At 42.8% G+C, this 17,262-nt stretch carries 17 protein-coding genes; 13 read left to right on the top strand and 4 right to left on the bottom strand.

The genetic code is table 11. The annotated features are described in order from the left end of the window. Positions 1–39: 39 nt before the first annotated feature. Positions 40–576, bottom strand: a complete 537-nt coding sequence (locus R7R78_RS03710; RefSeq protein ID WP_017634623.1) for a hypothetical protein — start codon at positions 574–576, stop codon at positions 40–42. 154 nt (positions 577–730) lie between these two features. After that, positions 731–1,105, bottom strand: a complete 375-nt coding sequence (locus R7R78_RS03705; protein ID WP_005376220.1) for a YgiW/YdeI family stress tolerance OB fold protein — start codon at positions 1,103–1,105, stop codon at positions 731–733. 155 nt (positions 1,106–1,260) lie between these two features. On the opposite strand from R7R78_RS03705, the gene R7R78_RS03700 reads away from it, so the two are divergent. The 4 genes from R7R78_RS03700 to modC all read left to right on the top strand — a co-directional run bounded on the left by R7R78_RS03700 (position 1,261) and on the right by modC (position 5,357). Continuing rightward, positions 1,261–2,712: a cobyric acid synthase gene (locus tag R7R78_RS03700; RefSeq protein WP_225473063.1), complete on the top strand. Its 1,452-nt coding sequence runs from the start codon at positions 1,261–1,263 to the stop codon at positions 2,710–2,712. A 69-nt stretch (positions 2,713–2,781) separates the two neighbouring features. Continuing rightward, positions 2,782–3,537: a molybdate ABC transporter substrate-binding protein gene (gene modA, locus R7R78_RS03695; protein WP_225473061.1), complete on the top strand. Its 756-nt coding sequence runs from the start codon at positions 2,782–2,784 to the stop codon at positions 3,535–3,537. Between the two features lie 27 nt (positions 3,538–3,564). After that, positions 3,565–4,254: a molybdate ABC transporter permease subunit gene (modB, locus tag R7R78_RS03690; RefSeq protein WP_225473059.1), complete on the top strand. Its 690-nt coding sequence runs from the start codon at positions 3,565–3,567 to the stop codon at positions 4,252–4,254. Continuing rightward, positions 4,251–5,357: a molybdenum ABC transporter ATP-binding protein ModC gene (modC, locus tag R7R78_RS03685; RefSeq protein ID WP_225473057.1), complete on the top strand. Its 1,107-nt coding sequence runs from the start codon at positions 4,251–4,253 to the stop codon at positions 5,355–5,357. Before modB ends, modC begins: the two co-directional genes overlap by 4 nt. 76 nt (positions 5,358–5,433) lie before the next feature. On the opposite strand, the gene R7R78_RS03680 is transcribed toward modC, so the two are convergent. Further along, entirely contained in the window at positions 5,434–5,871 is a 438-nt protein-coding gene (locus R7R78_RS03680; protein WP_005376232.1) for a DUF3069 domain-containing protein, read from the bottom strand. Between the two features lie 273 nt (positions 5,872–6,144). Between R7R78_RS03680 and R7R78_RS03675 the strand changes: the two genes are divergently transcribed. Continuing rightward, entirely contained in the window at positions 6,145–7,104 is a 960-nt protein-coding gene (locus tag R7R78_RS03675) for a diguanylate cyclase (RefSeq protein ID WP_225473056.1), read from the top strand. A 251-nt stretch (positions 7,105–7,355) separates the two neighbouring features. Here R7R78_RS03675 and R7R78_RS03670 read toward each other — a convergent pair whose 3' ends face one another. After that, complete coding sequence (locus tag R7R78_RS03670; protein ID WP_130545642.1) at positions 7,356–8,594, bottom strand: sensor domain-containing diguanylate cyclase; 1,239 nt, start codon at positions 8,592–8,594, stop codon at positions 7,356–7,358. A gap of 253 nt (positions 8,595–8,847) precedes the next feature. Between R7R78_RS03670 and R7R78_RS03665 the strand changes: the two genes are divergently transcribed. The 8 genes from R7R78_RS03665 to R7R78_RS03630 all read left to right on the top strand — a co-directional run bounded on the left by R7R78_RS03665 (position 8,848) and on the right by R7R78_RS03630 (position 17,232). Continuing rightward, positions 8,848–9,216 carry a late competence development ComFB family protein gene (locus tag R7R78_RS03665; RefSeq protein WP_005376241.1) on the top strand — a complete coding sequence of 123 codons (369 nt, stop codon included), beginning with the start codon at positions 8,848–8,850 and terminating at the stop codon, positions 9,214–9,216. Positions 9,217–9,257: 41 nt separating this feature from the next. Beyond that, the gene (locus R7R78_RS03660) at positions 9,258–9,539 is read left to right on the top strand and encodes an HlyU family transcriptional regulator (RefSeq protein ID WP_005376244.1); all 282 of its coding nucleotides are present in this window, start codon (positions 9,258–9,260) and stop codon (positions 9,537–9,539) included. 434 nt (positions 9,540–9,973) lie between these two features. Beyond that, the gene (locus tag R7R78_RS03655) at positions 9,974–11,530 is read left to right on the top strand and encodes a Re/Si-specific NAD(P)(+) transhydrogenase subunit alpha (RefSeq protein ID WP_225473054.1); all 1,557 of its coding nucleotides are present in this window, start codon (positions 9,974–9,976) and stop codon (positions 11,528–11,530) included. Positions 11,531–11,538: 8 nt separating this feature from the next. After that, positions 11,539–12,915: a Re/Si-specific NAD(P)(+) transhydrogenase subunit beta gene (gene pntB, locus R7R78_RS03650; protein ID WP_005376248.1), complete on the top strand. Its 1,377-nt coding sequence runs from the start codon at positions 11,539–11,541 to the stop codon at positions 12,913–12,915. Between the two features lie 155 nt (positions 12,916–13,070). Beyond that, positions 13,071–14,525, top strand: coding sequence for a sensor histidine kinase VxrA (vxrA, locus tag R7R78_RS03645; RefSeq protein WP_225473171.1), 1,455 nt, complete (start codon positions 13,071–13,073; stop codon positions 14,523–14,525). Then, positions 14,500–15,162, top strand: a complete 663-nt coding sequence (gene vxrB / locus R7R78_RS03640) for a response regulator transcription factor VxrB (protein WP_005376251.1) — start codon at positions 14,500–14,502, stop codon at positions 15,160–15,162. The genes vxrA and vxrB overlap by 26 nt, the downstream gene beginning before the upstream one ends. A 6-nt stretch (positions 15,163–15,168) precedes the next feature. Next, a complete protein-coding gene (locus tag R7R78_RS03635) occupies positions 15,169–16,050 on the top strand; it encodes a DUF2861 family protein (protein ID WP_053303637.1) in 882 nt (293 codons plus the stop codon). Positions 16,051–16,110: 60 nt separating this feature from the next. Further along, positions 16,111–17,232 carry a conjugal transfer protein TraF gene (locus R7R78_RS03630; protein ID WP_005388052.1) on the top strand — a complete coding sequence of 374 codons (1,122 nt, stop codon included), beginning with the start codon at positions 16,111–16,113 and terminating at the stop codon, positions 17,230–17,232. The last annotated feature ends 30 nt before the right edge of the window (positions 17,233–17,262 follow it).

Below are 17,262 nucleotides of genomic sequence, written 5' to 3'. Positions count from 1 at the left end.
AATCATATGCTTGCTTGTGATGCCTGGTAGTCATATCCACTAAAATGCAAAACGAGCAGACATTACAATTTGCTGGCCATAGACACCATTATTTTTGAAATCTGCACCAAGCGATAGTTGTTGAGTTGAGTGGAATCGTGCGCCCAGATTGTAAATGGTGTTCGAATCGTCATTATCTATGATTTGGCCGATACGGCCATGTAGCTCAACATTTTGCATAAACCAAATACGAGTGCCAATATTCACTTCCGTGCGCCACTCGTCACCCACTTTATCACTGCCGTTCTCTTTAATGTTGTGTACCAACATTTGGCCATAAATATCTGCAAATTGGCCTGCTGGCCCATTAAAGCCTATACCACCAGCAATGTCCCAGTCTCCGCTAAACTCACTGTCTGCGCGAGCAATGAAATGGGTATTCTCTGTAAAGTAGGTATTGAACTCGCCACCAAATGTACCAGGGCTAGTGCCCATGCGAAATTCCATCGTGTTGTAGTTGAAATTATTTGCATGTGCGGAAAGTGGCAAAATAGCACACAAACCAAAGGCTGCAACCTTTAGAGCTTTACCTAGCATGGTGTCTCCGGGCAAGATGATTAAAATGAACAAAAAAATGGTCTGCAAAAAGCAGACCAAGATTGATAAAGCTATCATTTTAAGTGCTTGCCGTCACTATTTAGCTGTAATCGTCACTACATCATGTTGATATGCACAGCAATCGGGGTTTGTTTTACATGACTACGAGTTGTTCGACTTCAATCTCTGGTTTGTTCCCGCCTTCAAATTCGCCAAACAGACGGACTTTAGTCGTGTGATCAATCGGAGTATTTAGCTGAATATCGTCATCGAGTTCGACCATCACTTCACCGGAACCATCGCTAAAGACAAACTTATCCGCGCGAACTTGACGCAATAAGTTACCTTCAACGACCACATCTTTTTCAGTAAACATATTGGAGTCGTTTAGCAAGGCATCCAATTTTTCCACAGTGACAGGACCGTTAAACTGCAAGTTTGATTGGTTTTGAGCGTTATCTTTCGCGAACGCGATAGAAGGAGCAATAGCTAAGGCGGCGATTGTTGCGATAATTGTATTCTTTTTCATGTTACATCCTCATCGGTTTGTTTTGATGGGGTCATTAAAACAGGGCTTGTTTGAACCAATGATGATTTCAACATTCATATTCTATTCATTTGCTTGAGTAAGTGGGGACGATGACGTTATGATTGTTCATCTTCCTCTATTCCTTACGAATGTTCATGAAATCAGCGATCCCATCTTTAATGGTTCAAGGCACCACTTCGGATGCCGGAAAAAGTGTCCTTGTGGCAGGTTTATGCCGTGTATTAGCAAGAAAAGGGATAAATGTTGCCCCATTTAAGCCACAAAACATGGCACTAAATAGTGCGGTAACCAAAGATGGCGGTGAAATAGGTCGAGCACAGGCCGTTCAGGCACAGGCGTGTAATATTGAGCCAACCGTACATATGAATCCGGTTTTGATTAAACCTAACAGTGATACAGGTGCTCAGATCATTTTGCAGGGTAAGGCGATTTCCAATATGGATGCGGCTGGCTTTCATGATTACAAGAAAGTGGCGATGGACACGGTGTTAGATTCCTTCTCTCGTCTGACTCAAGAATTTGATTCGATCATTATCGAGGGCGCGGGGAGTCCTGCTGAAATCAATTTACGAGAAGGCGATATTGCAAACATGGGTTTTGCTGAGGCCGCTGATGTACCAGTGATCATTGTTGCTGATATTGATCGTGGTGGAGTGTTTGCACATTTGTACGGAACACTTGCGCTACTTTCTGAATCTGAACAAGCGCGAGTAAAAGGATTTGTTATTAACCGTTTTCGAGGTGATATTCGTTTATTGCAATCGGGCCTCGATTGGCTAGAAGAAAAAACAGGTAAACCTGTACTTGGTGTACTTCCTTTTCTCCATGGTTTGAATTTAGAAGCAGAAGACGCGATCACTGCGCAGCAAGAGTTGCACTCTGAGGTAAAACTGAATGTTGCTGTGCCTGTTTTAACCCGGATTAGTAATCATACTGATTTTGATGTGCTGCGATTGAATCCAGACATCAATCTACGTTATGTAGGTAAAGGCGAAAAAATAGATAAAGCCGACCTGGTTATTTTGCCTGGGACCAAATCAGTGAGAGACGATCTGGAGTATCTAAGAAGCCAAGGGTGGGATAACGATATCTTGCGTCATATTCGTCTTGGTGGAAAAGTGATTGGTATCTGTGGCGGCTACCAGATGCTTGGAAACTTGATTGATGATCCAAACGGCGTCGAAGGCCAACCAGGTCAAAGCGAAGGACTTGGGTTGCTTGATATCACTACGACGCTAACTAACAGCAAACAGCTTACAAACACACAAGCACAGCTTTCTCTTAACGGCAAAACAGCCAATGTAAAGGGTTATGAAATCCACGTAGGGCGAAGTGAAGTACGGGGCCTGCAACCTCTTACATTCAGTTCCGGTGAAGCGGAAGGGGCGATCAGCGAGTGTGGCCAAATCATGGGAACCTACCTTCACGGGTTCTTTGACGAGGCAGATGTCTTAAGCCTGGTATCAGAATGGGTAAACGGCACCCAAATCAAACAACAAGACTTTGAAGAGTTAAAGGAGCAAGGCATTAATCGCATCGCAGATGCGATAGAACAACATATGCGCCTTGATTTTTTGTTTAAATAGCACATTAACTGATTGAACTTTATATTCAAATAACCTGTTCTTTCGCTTGCCTTGTATTGGAGTATCTCTATGAAAGCATGGAAACAGCATGCTTGCCTTGCGGCAGTATTAAGCATTTCATTTTCAGCAAACGCAGCAACGAACCTAAAAGTGTATGCAGCCTCTTCTATGACGAATGCGATTAACGAGATCGCGCAAAACTTTGAAGAAAAGTATGACGTTTCTATCACTCCCGTTTATGGTGGTTCTTCTGCTATCGCTCGACAAATTATCAATGGCGCACCAGCGGATGTATTCATTTCTGCGAACACGAAATGGATGGATTATTTGGTCGATAAAGACGTCATTTATCGTGACAATGTCACAAATCTAGTGCGCAATAGCTTAGTCTTGATTGCTCCTCAGTCTTCAGAATTAACCTCATTTAACTTTTCTGATGCAAAGGCATGGGAGAAGGCATTGCATGGAAATCGTCTTGCGTTAGGCAATCCGACATCAGTACCTGCTGGTATGTACGCGAAAGAGTCATTGACTACACTGGGTGTATGGAAAGCGGTTCAAACTCACGTCGCACCGGCAAAGAATGTGCGCTTAGCTTTGGCGTTGGTTGAACGTGGAGAAGCGCCTTTAGGTGTGGTCTACAAAACCGATGCTCAGTTAACTGGTAAAGTCAAAATTGTCGGCGAATTTGCGAGTGATACGCATGCGGCTATTGTGTATCCGGCTGCAATTGTGAATGATTCTACTGAGTCGGAGCAGTTCTTCCAATACCTAAAATCGGACGAAGCCGCACGCGTTTTTGCTCAATATGGCTTTCAGCAATAGACCGGCCCTCAATTATAGGAACTAAGCGTGACAGAACTGGAATACCAAGCCTTAATGTTAAGCCTCAAAGTAGGCGCGTACGCAGTACTTTGGCTGATTCCTCTCGGCGTTTTTCTTGCTTGGCTACTTTCTCGAAAAACGTTCTTTGGTAAATCGATTCTCGATAGCTTAATTCATTTACCACTGGTATTGCCGCCAGTGGTAATCGGCTATTTATTGTTGATTTCTTTAGGACGACAAGGGTTCCTTGGAAAGTGGCTCTATGAAAACTTAGGGGTAGTATTTAGCTTTAATTGGAAAGGGGCAGTAGTCGCTTGTATTGTCGTGGCTTTGCCTTTGATGGTTCGTTCAGTACGCTTAAGCTTAGATAGCGTCGACCCTAAATTGGAGCACGCAGCCTCTACGTTAGGCGCTTCTCCTTTAAAAGTGTTTCTCACCGTCACGTTACCACTGACCATTCCCGGAATTATTACGGGCACGATGCTGTCATTTGCTCGTAGTCTTGGCGAATTCGGGGCGACGATCAGTTTCGTCTCTAACATTCCGGGTGAGACCCAAACGATTCCGCTGGCAATGTACAACTTTATTGAAACGCCAGGTTCAGAAATGCAGGCGGCTCGTCTGTGTATCATTTCTATCGCGTTAGCCTTGTCTACATTAATGATCTCTGAATGGCTAAATCGTAAAGCGGCAAGCAGATTGGGTGCGAAGCAATGACGATTAAAGTCCAATTTAAACAAATGCTTGGTGAGACTGACTTCGACATCAAACTTAAGTTACCCTGTAACGGAATTAGTGCCTTGTTTGGACGATCTGGTGCAGGTAAAACGACGTTGATTAACATCATCAGCGGATTGGTCACTCCAAGGCAAGGGTATGTTGCGGTTGGTGAGCATGTTTTGTTTGACAGTGAACAGGGAATCAACCTACCAACGCACAAGCGTGGTATTGGTTATGTGTTTCAGGATTCACGTTTGTTTCCTCACTATTCGGTTCAAGGCAATTTGTTATATGGCGTTAAAGAAAAAGATGACGAGTATTTTGATGCAGTCACCGAACTCTTGTCTATCAAACCGTTACTAAAGCGCTTTCCGGTATCACTTTCTGGTGGTGAAAAGCAACGTGTTGCGATTGCGCGCGCATTGCTATCTAAACCCAATTTGCTTTTGATGGATGAGCCACTTGCCTCACTCGATATGCCAAGAAAGCGTGAGGTAATGCCTTTTCTTGAGGAGTTGTCGGAGAAGGTAAATATCCCTATTATCTATGTCACACACAGTCTCCAGGAAATTTTAAGGCTTGCTCAGCACCTTGCAATTATTGACCAAGGTAAAATTTCGAGTTCAGGTAAGCTTGAGGAAGTGTGGGCTTCTCATGCTATGCGTCCATGGCAATCTTTCTCAGATCAAAGCAGCTTATTTGAAGGCCGGATTGCTGAACATCATGAACGTTATGCACTGACTTGTATCAGCCTTGCACCTAATGTATTCCTGTGGGTGCAAAAGATTGACGGAACACCAGACACGCCAATACGCTTGCAAGTGCGTGCCAACGACGTTTCTATCACGCTCGAGCAACCCAAGGCGACGTCGATTCGAAATATTTTGCCTGCTATTGTCGATTCCATCGAGGCGCTTAACGCAGCCGATGACAAGCAGAGTATTAATGTATCACTCAAGCTAGACGAGAAATGTTATTTGTGGGCAACGATCACACCGTGGGCCCTTGATGATCTCAACCTAAAAGTTGGTAGTCGTGTTTTTGCACAAATTAAAGGTGTCAGTGTGACACAAAAAGATATGGCACTAGCGCCTCATTAACCGTTTAGACTGATTTACGCTTCATGATCAAAAAAGGCCGCAAAGTGCGGCCTTTGTTACTAGAAGAATGACGGAATTACTTCGCGAATACTTCTTTGAATTCACGCTTAAGAAGTGGGTCACGACGTGCTTTCTTCAGTTGCTTAACCATGTCTTTCACGCAGTTGTGAAGCACATTATCAAGTAGTTGAGCACGGTATTCTTCTTTATCTTCATCTGTCATGTTTTCTGGCAGATTAAGAGTAGGGAACTCTTCCATCACATTAATACCAGCGAATGCTTGGCCTACAGAAACTAGAGCATGAAACTGTTCAAAGTTGTCTAGAATGTTCTGTGCACTTGCTGGCATTTCGTCCCATGATTCACGTACCGCTTCTTCAGACACTTCATGGATAGAGGTAACCATTTCGAACATTTGCTCTGGAACTTCGTCAAATTCGATAACTTTACGTAGCTCTGGAGAAATGCTGGCTAGATCGATTTTTTTGCTTTCGCTGTTAGTTGCTTCTGACATGGTGTGTCTCTCATTACAAAAAGGCGGGAATATTAATACCAAATGCATCAAATAGCTATACCCATTAGTCCGCAAGATGACCAAAGTGAATGAGTTTGTTGAACTTCTGCTCACAGGCCATGATTAGATAGGGTAACGTTCAGTCTAACTGCTTTATGCAATGGATTCCGTGATATTCAAACAAAAATATAGCACTTAATTATGAGTCAAATGCAACAACTCTATGAGTATGGTATATGTTTAATAAAGACATAATTAAAAATGGAACGCGTTATGCAACCGACAGGGACATCGATGCGAATCCTTCTGGTTGACGATGTTCAGCTAGACAGGATGCAGTTGGCTATTCGTCTAAAGCAACTTGGACATATTGTAAAAGCCGTAGGTAGTGGACTAGAGGCGTTAACTACCTACGAGAGTTTTGACCCGGAACTGGTGTTGCTCGATATATCAATGCCAGATATGAACGGTTTTGAAGTCTCTCTTCATATAAGAGAAACGTTTCCGGATTGGATCCCAATTATTTTCTTGAGTAGTCACGAAGAGCCAGAAATGATTGCTAAAGCCATAGACGCGGGCGGTGATGACTATTTAATTAAGCCGGTAGATAAACTGGTACTGAACTCTAAACTTATCGCAATGCAGCGTATTGCTCATATGAGACGAGAGCTTAAGCAAGCGACAGCTCAATTAGAGCAAGTTAATCAACTTTTGACTCAACAAGCGAATGAAGATGGCCTAACCAAACTCTATAACCGCCGTTATATCGACCATAAGTTGGAATCGATGGTTGCATGGCATGGCCGTCACAATATGCCAATGGCTTTGATTCTATTGGACGTCGATTTTTTTAAACCGTTTAATGATAATTACGGTCATATTGAGGGCGACCGTTGCTTGCAAGCGATTGCGAATCAACTCAAGGCTACTTTTTGTCGCTCTGGGGAATATGTAGGTCGATATGGTGGAGAAGAGTTTGTCGTGTTGCTAGGGTGTACCGACACTCAAACAGCAGAAAGAGAAGCCGAGCGTATACAAGAGGCTATGTATTTTCTCGATTACCCACATGAGTATTCTAGTGTGTCAAATAGGGTGACAGTGTCACAGGGTGTTTTTGTTTTTCAACCGACAGGGAAAGAAGTGCAATCAGACTTGTATGCAACCGTTGATAAAGCGCTATATACCTCGAAGTCTTTGGGAAGAAACACACATACTGTAGTTAATTCTTTTTAAAAACAAAATCTTATGAATGCCACTCTTTTTGTTGCGTTGTCACGTTTTGGTGGTTATTTTAAAGCTAACTCAAAGTAAGATAGGCAAACAGTGCGAACGGAATGTCGCAATCGGGCGTATACCTTATACCTATGATTAGATAGATAACATCGGGATAGTGGCAACGATGAGTGCAGTTGTTATGCTGATGGGGAAGTTCGGTTTTGTTTTAAACCCGGACAAGCTTGTTAACTTTCACGATTGGTGAGGGTCTAACGAAGCTTTATGCAGTTACGTCCGGCCTTTTTCGCTTTGTAAAGTGCTTCGTCCGCTAATTTAATGACGTCCAGAGGAGCTTGCCCATTCCGGCTATCTGCAACTCCGAAACTTGCGGTAACAAAAACCGACTTTCTTTTCGAACTGTTGCTACCACGACGTTTTTGTCCTTGTTTATGGTTCTCAGGGCGAGATTCTTCATCGCGTAATATCATCTCATATTCTGCAATCGATTTGCGAGCTTCTTCCAAAAAGTTCTTACATTCGTCAGCGTATTTGCCTTTAAAAACGATGGTAAATTCTTCTCCGCCAAATCGATAAACTTTTGCGCCGCCTGGGGTTTTAGTGAGGCGCGAAGCGACCATTTTTAGAACGTCATCACCAGTATCGTGACCGTAGGTGTCGTTAAACTTTTTAAAATGGTCAACATCAAGCATTGCGATCGTGAACTTCTTACCCATGTGTTTTAGATCGAGATCAAGTGCACGTCTGCTCGGAATCAGCGTTAGGCTATCGGTGAAAGCTAGTTGATGGCTAGCGGAAGCGGCATAAATAATGATAAGCAGCCCTGTTAGCGTAAACATGGTGCTTGATATGTATTGCACATCAAAGAAAATGAACGTCGCAGACGCCAATACCATGGCAGAGTAGGTCATCGCATGGATAATTTCATTCTTCTTTAAAACAAGGATTCCAAGAAAACAGACAATACCCACGCAATATAAAACAAGAATGAAAGGCAGTTTAGAGACCGTCGGTACAATAAATAAAATACCGCTTGTCCATTGTTCAAACCCTCCTTCAACGTAATATGCTAGCGTTAGATAAGACCAAAGAACGAACATTGCTAACATCAAGATGTAAGTCAACATGGCTCTAGAGTCAAAACCTTCTTTACTAAACAAAAATACCGTAAGAAACGAGACAGGAAGTAACGTGGCTAAAATGGTTAGCTCAAGTAAAGCGGTACCACTTTGAAGCGGGACTTGTAGGCGGTGCTGTATCACGAAGTAGGCTAGCAACATTGCCAAGCACACCATGGATTCTCTGCCTTGCTTAAATGAATAACAAAGGAGTAGCGCACAACCTAATAGTATGTACGGCAAGTTTGCGGCAATGCCCCAGTTTGCCTGAGTCATCTGAATAATGCTGTCCATGCCCGAACTCACTATGCCCAGTAGCAAAAAAGGGAATAAGAATCTGAAGCCTGATGAAGTCATTGACGATGAGGACATCTATTACAAACTGCCTGAAAATAGTTGACTATATAATTGGTTAGGTAAATCGTTTTATCAATATGGATATTTATCCGTTATTGAATTTCGAACTTTGAGAACTAGCAAGAATACGTCTATTTGTTCCTTTTCCCAAGTATTTTGGAAGACATTACGGCAAAAAGAGAGAGATTGATTAAATTAAGAGCAATCAATAAGTTGTTATAAACAAGTCGTTGCTATACTCATTTCATAGGAAAAAGGAGATTTACAGATGCAGATAAGCTCAGATGTACACAATTACATGGAAACATTAGTAGGCCAGGTTCTCAGTTTGCCCGAATTTTTAGAACAGTATGACAACGAACAGTTAGCCGATATTGCTTGCCTTGCGCTTATCCAGCTCAAGCCTGTCTATATCCGTCATGATATTGATTTTTTGTCTTCACTTCCTGAACAAAAATTAAGCCAGTTTAAGCAAAGCGCGGATATAGCGGTGAAAAACGCCGCAGAAATGGTGAAAGAAGACAGGCGTAAGAACCGAGAGTATGATGTGCCTGTAATTTTTTCCCATACTAGTTATGATGATGACAAAGAGTTGGATTGGTATGAAAAACCGATCCTTAACGTTAATATCAAGTAAGAGTCGCTCAGTTGACTAGTGAGTTGACCCAAGGAGGAATCGTGGGATTTTTTTCGCGTTTGTTTGGTGGTAGTGAGAAAACGGTTGAAGCCAAAAATATCGAACCAGTTGAGTATAAAGGTTTCCTTATTTACCCAGAGAGCCTTTCAGAGGGCGGACAATATCGCATCGCTGGTCGAATAGAAAAGCATGACAATGATGAAGTGAAAACACATCGGTTTATTCGCTCCGATTTACTTGGCTCAGAGCAAGATGCCAATGACCTTATGTTGAAGAAATCTCAAATGTTTATTGATCAAATGGGCGATAAAATCTTCGACTAGCAATTTACTGCAATTTGATTCCAGTCATCTTAAAAAGAGCCATTAGTGTATATGCTAGTGGCTCTTTCTTTTTAACGCATAAATCTCTGTTAAGTCAGTATTTAATCGTTACCTGGTTAGACCTCAGTCTAGTACGGTGTTGCGTTGTTATTTTTCGAGCACAGAGCGACAATCATTCATTACTTAGCGTTATATGTAATGAAATTTAGTATTTAAATTACAAAAGACTTGAAGTAATGAGACGCGTTCGATACAAACAGAATAATAACAGGGCTGTTAGTCAAGGTGTTATTGTGCAAATGGGTGTCCCCAAACATCATCTTTCGTTTGCAATTGTCTTGCGTGGTAAACAGATAGAAATAAAAAAGAATTAGAGTAGAGCGACGCTCTGTTTTGGGACTAATTTATTGATATGTATACAAGGAGTATGCGTTTTGCAAATCGGTGTACCTAAAGAGATACTCGCGGGTGAATCGCGAGTGGCTGCATCGCCGAAGTCGGTTGAGCAGTTAATAAAATTGGGATTCGATGTCGCGATTGAATCCCAAGCGGGGGTGCTAGCGAGTTTCGATGATGCCGCTTATGAAGCAGCTGGTGCGAAAATCGTTTCTAGTGAAGAAGTTTGGGCATCTGGCCTTATTTTAAAAGTTAATGCGCCAATTGTGGATGATGAGCAAAGCATTGACGAAATTGCGTTACTGCAAGATGGAGCAACACTGGTTAGCTTTATTTGGCCGGCTCAAAATGCTGAGTTGATGGAACAACTTTCAAGTAAGAACATTAACGTTCTTGCCATGGATTCCGTTCCTCGTATCTCACGTGCACAAGCCTTAGACGCGCTATCTTCGATGGCTAATATCGCTGGTTATCGTGCAGTGGTTGAGGCAGCTCATGAGTTTGGTCGTTTCTTTACAGGTCAAATTACGGCTGCCGGTAAAGTACCTCCAGCGAAAGTATTGGTTGCGGGTGCTGGCGTCGCTGGCTTGGCGGCTATCGGTGCTGCAGGTAGCTTAGGTGCCATTGTCCGTGCGTTTGACGTCCGCCCAGAAGTAAAAGAGCAAGTTGAATCGATGGGCGCTGAGTTCCTGACCGTTGACTTTCAAGAAGAGTCAGGCTCCGGGGATGGCTACGCAAAAGAAATGTCTGATGACTTCAACAAAAAAGCGGCAGAGTTATACGCAGAGCAAGCTAAAGATGTTGATATCATTATTACGACCGCGCTCATCCCTGGTAAACCTGCGCCGAAGTTGATCACCAAAGAAATGGTCGACAGCATGAAAGCGGGCAGTGTTATTGTCGATTTGGCAGCTGCTAATGGCGGTAACTGTGAATATACAGTGAAAGACCAAGTTATCATGACGGATAACGGCGTAAAAATTGTTGGTTACACTGACATGGTTGGTCGTTTGCCAACACAATCTTCTCAGCTTTACGCGACAAACCTTGTCAATCTTCTAAAACTGCTGTGTAAAGAGAAAGATGGCAACATCAATATTGATTTTGAAGATGTTGTTATCCGTGGCGTTACCGTGGTGAAAGAAGGTGAAGTTACTTGGCCAGCGCCACCAATTCAGGTTTCAGTTCAGCCGCAAGTGAAACAAGAACAGCCTGTGAAGCCAGAGCCTAAAGTAGAAGAACCTACGTCTCCAACGAAGAAAATTATTGGTGTGGCAGCGGCTGTTGGAGCCTTTGCATGGGTTGCATCGGTTGCTCCGGCAGCGTTTCTTTCTCACTTTACTGTATTTGTTCTAGCGTGTGTTGTCGGATACTACGTAGTATGGAATGTTACCCATGCACTTCATACTCCACTAATGTCAGTAACGAATGCTATCTCTGGCATTATTGTCGTTGGTGCATTACTGCAAATTGGACAAGGTAATGGCGTCGTTTCATTCCTATCTTTTATTGCCGTATTGATCGCGAGTATCAATATCTTCGGTGGTTTCACCGTCACCAAGCGTATGCTTGAAATGTTCCGCAAAGATAAATAGGAGTCACAATGTCTGCAGGATTAGTACAAGCAGCTTACATTGTTGCTGCATTATTTTTCATCATGAGTTTGGCGGGGCTTTCAAAGCAAGAGTCTGCTCGTAATGGTAACTACTACGGTATCGCTGGTATGACGATCGCGCTAATAGCGACGATCTTTAGCCCAGATGCGCAAGGTTTTGGTTGGATCATTATCGCGATGGCGATAGGTGGTGCGATCGGTATTTTCTATGCGAAGAAAGTAGAAATGACCGAGATGCCAGAACTGGTTGCGATTCTACACAGCTTTGTAGGTTTAGCTGCGGTTTTAGTTGGCTACAACAGCTACCTAGATGCGCCAGAAGCAGCAACACATGCTGAGCATGTTATCCACCTTGTAGAAGTATTCTTGGGTGTGTTCATCGGTGCCGTAACTTTCACCGGCTCAATTGTCGCATTTGGTAAGCTGCGTGGTGTGATTTCTTCGTCGCCACTTAACCTGCCTCATAAGCACAAAATGAACCTCGCAGCGGTTGTTATTTCTACGCTTCTTATGATCTACTTCGTAAAAGCAGATGGCAGCATGTTCGCTCTTATTGTGATGACTTTGATCGCGTTCGCATTCGGCTACCATTTAGTCGCTTCAATCGGTGGTGCTGATATGCCAGTTGTTGTCTCTATGTTGAACTCATACTCAGGTTGGGCAGCAGCGGCAGCAGGTTTCATGCTAGCAAATGATCTATTGATTGTAACAGGTGCTTTGGTAGGTTCATCAGGTGCGATTCTTTCTTACATCATGTGTAAAGCAATGAACCGTTCGTTTATCAGTGTTATTGCCGGTGGTTTTGGTCAAGAGATAGTGATTTCAGGTGACGAAGAGCAGGGCGAATATCGTGAAACAACGGCTGAAGAAGTTGCAGAGATGTTGAAGAACTCAAAATCAGTAATCATCACTCCAGGATATGGCATGGCAGTAGCTCAGGCACAATACCCTGTTCATGAAATTACTGATGTACTTCGTTCACAAGGTATTGAAGTTCGCTTTGGGATTCACCCAGTAGCGGGTCGTCTACCGGGGCATATGAATGTGTTACTCGCTGAAGCAAAAGTACCGTATGATATCGTTCTTGAAATGGATGAAATCAATGATGACTTTGCAGAAACCGATACCGTATTGGTTATCGGTGCTAACGATACGGTCAACCCAGCCGCACTGGAAGATCCGAACAGCCCAATCGCTGGTATGCCCGTATTGGAGGTATGGAACGCGAAAAACGTAGTGGTATTCAAGCGCTCAATGAATACTGGTTACGCAGGAGTACAGAACCCACTGTTCTTCAAAGAAAATACATCAATGCTATTTGGTGATGCGAAAGAAAGTGTTGAGTCTATTTTTAAAGCACTTTAACCATTCTTGATTTAAAACTATACAGGGTCAGCAATCGCTGGCCCTTTTTTGTTCCGTTTCAATGTTATAGTAATGCAAATCCTTTTGTTAGCAGATGTCAATTGCTTGTAGATTGATGTATAGTTTTGGCTAATGTAACAAGTGACGGTAACAGTTTGATTAAAAAGTTTTTGCTCGGTTTTGCAACTGTATTGCCGATTTTTTCGGCACCTGCATTTTCCGATTCACTACCAGAAAGAATAGATACGTTTACAGAGCTATTTAACTATGAAGTAGCTCTTAAGTCGTACGATATTCGTATTCTGCAATCAAATTATCCTACCAAGTTACTTGCGCCAGATTCGCTTCTGCCGCAAACGTCTGACTATCCGTTAAAAGATATCCAACAGCTTTACAGCTTGGCGAATACTTGTCGTGGCAAATTACCATTAAGTCCTTTAATTACTGAGCCTTTAGTATTTACAAGGGCGATTTGTAAAGGGACGCAGCTGACACCTCGTTGGTTCTCGCGTAGTGGTCTCATTCACCCTGGTGGTGGGACGTATGCGGCACGTTATGTGGATAAGTATCCAGAACTCAAACCCAAACTATCTCAGTACATGCATATAAAAGAGCGTGATAACGAGGAAGGGGATGAGTTGCTAGAAAGCTTGAAAAACATGGATGACGACGCCATTAATGCTTTGATTGCAGGCGCGAGCATGTTTATTGAAGGTAACGAACTTTGGTTAAGACGTGGTGACCGTTACTTTGTTTTCGAGAAAGATATCTGGCAAGAGAACGTAGCGAATGCGGGTCTGTCATACGCTCTAGCGTCTCAAAGCAAAAGTTGCTTTGTTAAACGAGGTAATATTTGTTGGGATGTAGAAGATCACTCGCAAGTTTTGCGGATCAGTATGATCATACTGGTAATCGCCAATATTCTTTTGGTGATTGGTTGGGCGGTGTACCGTTGGAATAGCAAGCGAGAAGAACTACGTAGTAGAATGCTCGTGTTGCAAATTTTAACGCATGAGCTCAGAACACCGATTGCATCTCTGTCACTAACGGTTGAGGGCTTTCGTCGAGAGTTCGAGCATTTGCCTGAAAGTGTGTATGACGAATTCCGCAGATTGTGTGAAGATACGCGCCGCCTGCGTCAATTGGCAGAAGCGAGTAAAGATTATTTGCAATCTGATAACCAAATGCTTGCAACAGACTGGGTACCATCCGTTGCAGATTGGTTAGAATTTAAGATCGAAGAAGAATTTGATAGTGCCGTGCTTTTTAACATCAATGAAGATGTGGCTGCTAAAGTTAATGTGTACTGGTTAGGAACTTGTATCGATAACTTGCTTCGTAATGCGCTTAAGTACGGTGTCGCACCGGTTGAATTGGATGTCTCAACTAGTGAAGAAAAAATAGTATTCCAAGTCCGAGATGCAGGAGGCCTAACGGCTAAAGATTGGGCAAATTTGAAGAAACCGTTCGTAAGTAAGAGCGGGTTAGGACTTGGATTAACAATCGTTGAATCTATGGTAGGCCGCATGGGCGGAAAAATGTCCTTAATGGGACCACCTACAACTTTTATATTGGAGATACCTTGTGAAACAGACACTGCTTCTCGTTGAGGACGATAAAAACTTGGCTGACGGCCTGTTAGTAAGCCTGGAACAAGCAGGATATGAGTGTTTACATGTGGAGCGTATTGCAGACGTAGAGCCACAATGGAAAAAAGCTGACTTGGTAATTCTCGATCGCCAACTCCCAGATGGTGACTCTGTACAATGTCTCCCAGAATGGAAACAGATTAAAGACGTACCAGTTATCTTGTTAACGGCACTTGTTACCGTAAAAGATAAAGTTGCAGGCCTTGATTCCGGCGCGAACGACTACTTAACAAAGCCTTTTGCTGAGGCGGAGCTTTTTGCGAGAATCCGTGCACAGCTACGAGCACCGGATTCAGCAGAACAAAGCAACGCTGATAAAGTGATTACAAAAGACTTAGAGATTGACCGCTCGACTCGTGAAGTGACTTATAAAGACGAGCTAATTACGCTTACTCGAACAGAGTTTGATTTGCTGCTATTTTTGGCGTCAAACTTAGGTCGCGTGTTTACTCGTGATGAGCTACTTGACCACGTTTGGGGTTACAATCACTTCCCGACAACACGTACGGTTGATACACATGTACTACAGCTTCGTCAAAAACTGCCAGGACTGGAAATTGAAACACTTCGTGGTGTTGGCTACAAGATGAAAGCATAAGTCGTAATGAAAATACTACTCCCTGTAGTTCTCTCATTAGCGTTAGTGAAACCAGTCCATGCAATGGACTGGTTTCAAACTAACACGCCTTTAACACAGGCACATCAACACTTACTTGAAGATGATCTTGCGGGCATGTTCAACTCTCTTGTTGAACTCTGGCAAACGGAACCAAGTAAAGATTTGACTCCTCACCTTAATGATCTTCTTGGTCAGTCACTATCTAAAAACTGTGGCAAGGCTCTCACTGGTGTAACGCTGCCTGATTGGATAAGTGGTGTGAACGTTATTCGTCAGACTATTCAAAGCCCTGGGCGAGATACATTTAGATTGGTAATCAAGCTAAGAGCTACAACTGACATCGAAAATATTTCATTTAATCGATGGGTGGATGATTCTATATCCGCGGACAGTTCATTCAGCTATGAACAACAGCCGAACGGGACAGAACTTGCCAACGAGCGTAGTTACTCGAAACGCTATAACTTAACCGGTAAGCTTGAAGCTGGTTTATATCACTTAACCGTTGTTTCTACTGATAAACAAGAGTATCGAACTTGGGTAATACTTGGAGATTCAAACTCTTCTCAATATGTTCGTTGGACATCTAAAGAGAATTGGAAAGTAGAAAAGAGCGCACTTCGTAATCCCCATTGTCCATTACCGCAACTTGAAGTCGGTTTGTATGACTACATTGATGGCCAGTACGAGCAAATGTGGAAAAAGACTTACGAGTCTAACTATCCAAATTCATTGGAGCTAGCGGGTGTCCCAAACGATAGATACGTATTGGCGGTAAGTATCAATAGTCGCCGTTGGCAGGGCGATATAATTGTTGAGCAGGCTCAAACTATTAGCCGAACCTATGATCTTTCCCAGGAAGAATAGTTAAAGAAATACTACTTGTGCCGATAAAGGTTCAGGACGAACTAAAATCACAAGTGTAGTATGAAAAACAAATATAAAATTCTTGCCACTTCTGTTGCTACTATTCTTTTCGCTAATGCTGCTTCTGCTGCTACTTATGCGATAGAGGCTCGTAGTGATGCAATGGGTGGCGTTGGTACCGTATCAGCAACTTATCTAACTGCGCCTTTTTTCAACCCTGCTCTTACTGCGATTTATCGCCGAAATGACGATGCAGGCATGATCGTGCCAAGTTTTGGTGGCAGCTACGATGATCAATATGATCTAGTTGATGAGATCGAACGCATCAGCAAATTGACAGACGTCGATGAAATCAAAAAATCGATGGATGCTATCGATGGGAAAAAGACAGACTTTGATCTTGGTGGTGTCGTTGCCATTGGTATTCCCAACAAATTCTTATCTGCAACTGCATACGGTAAGCTATACACTGAGTCATTCGTACAACCAAATGTTGATACCTCAGGTACTAATCCATTAGATGATAGCTATGTACAAGGTGTTTCTATTGGCGTGGCTGAAGCTGGTATTTCACTTGCTAAATACACTAATTTCATGAACCAACACCTTTCTTTTGGTGTTACTCCTAAACTTCAGCGTATATACACATACTCATACGCCACGAGTTTTCAGAATTTTGATACTAAAGACTTACGTGAAAATGAGACCGCGGAAACGATGTTTAACTTAGACGCCGGCGCACTTTGGTTCTTTGGCCCATATCGTCTCGGTATTTCAGCGAAAAATTTGATCGGAAGAGACGTTAAAACAAAATCATTCCAATATGGCAGCGATACGATAAAATCATACGAATATAGCATGCGTCCTGTATACACCGTTGGGGCAGGGATTGTTGCCGATTACTTTACGATGAGTGTTGACTACGATCTTAACGAAGAAAAACGTTTTTCATCCTTTGATGATAATACGCAAATGATTCGAGCCGGTATTGAATTTGATATTTTGCGTCAAATGGCATTACGAGCAGGGTATATGAAGAACTTAGCTCGAAGTAATGACGAAGGAACCATTACTGCTGGTATCGGGTTGTCTCCACTTAAGTTGTTCGAATTGGATATCGCAGCTCAGTACACAAACGAGAACGCTATGGGTGCATCCATTAATTTCCTTGCTACCTATTAATCGAATCGTTATAGTCAGCTCCTCAAAATG

The sequence above is a fragment of the Vibrio sp. 2134-1 genome, from assembly GCF_033339495.1.
This window is presented reverse-complemented; position numbering and strand designations above follow the sequence as displayed.

What these genes read in the sequence shown, in the direction of transcription:
- R7R78_RS03710 (WP_017634623.1), bottom strand. Translation starts at nt 576, where the DNA reads ATGCTAGGTAAAGCTCTAAAGGTTGCAGCCTTTGGTTTGTGTGCTATT.
- R7R78_RS03705 (WP_005376220.1), bottom strand. Translation starts at nt 1,105, where the DNA reads ATGAAAAAGAATACAATTATCGCAACAATCGCCGCCTTAGCTATTGCT.
- R7R78_RS03700 (WP_225473063.1), top strand. Translation starts at nt 1,261, where the DNA reads ATGAAATCAGCGATCCCATCTTTAATGGTTCAAGGCACCACTTCGGAT.
- modA (WP_225473061.1), top strand. Translation starts at nt 2,782, where the DNA reads ATGAAAGCATGGAAACAGCATGCTTGCCTTGCGGCAGTATTAAGCATT.
- modC (WP_225473057.1), top strand. Translation starts at nt 4,251, where the DNA reads ATGACGATTAAAGTCCAATTTAAACAAATGCTTGGTGAGACTGACTTC.
- R7R78_RS03680 (WP_005376232.1), bottom strand. Translation starts at nt 5,871, where the DNA reads ATGTCAGAAGCAACTAACAGCGAAAGCAAAAAAATCGATCTAGCCAGC.
- R7R78_RS03675 (WP_225473056.1), top strand. Translation starts at nt 6,145, where the DNA reads ATGCAACCGACAGGGACATCGATGCGAATCCTTCTGGTTGACGATGTT.
- R7R78_RS03670 (WP_130545642.1), bottom strand. Translation starts at nt 8,594, where the DNA reads ATGTCCTCATCGTCAATGACTTCATCAGGCTTCAGATTCTTATTCCCT.
- R7R78_RS03665 (WP_005376241.1), top strand. Translation starts at nt 8,848, where the DNA reads ATGCAGATAAGCTCAGATGTACACAATTACATGGAAACATTAGTAGGC.
- pntB (WP_005376248.1), top strand. Translation starts at nt 11,539, where the DNA reads ATGTCTGCAGGATTAGTACAAGCAGCTTACATTGTTGCTGCATTATTT.
- R7R78_RS03635 (WP_053303637.1), top strand. Translation starts at nt 15,169, where the DNA reads ATGAAAATACTACTCCCTGTAGTTCTCTCATTAGCGTTAGTGAAACCA.
- R7R78_RS03630 (WP_005388052.1), top strand. Translation starts at nt 16,111, where the DNA reads ATGAAAAACAAATATAAAATTCTTGCCACTTCTGTTGCTACTATTCTT.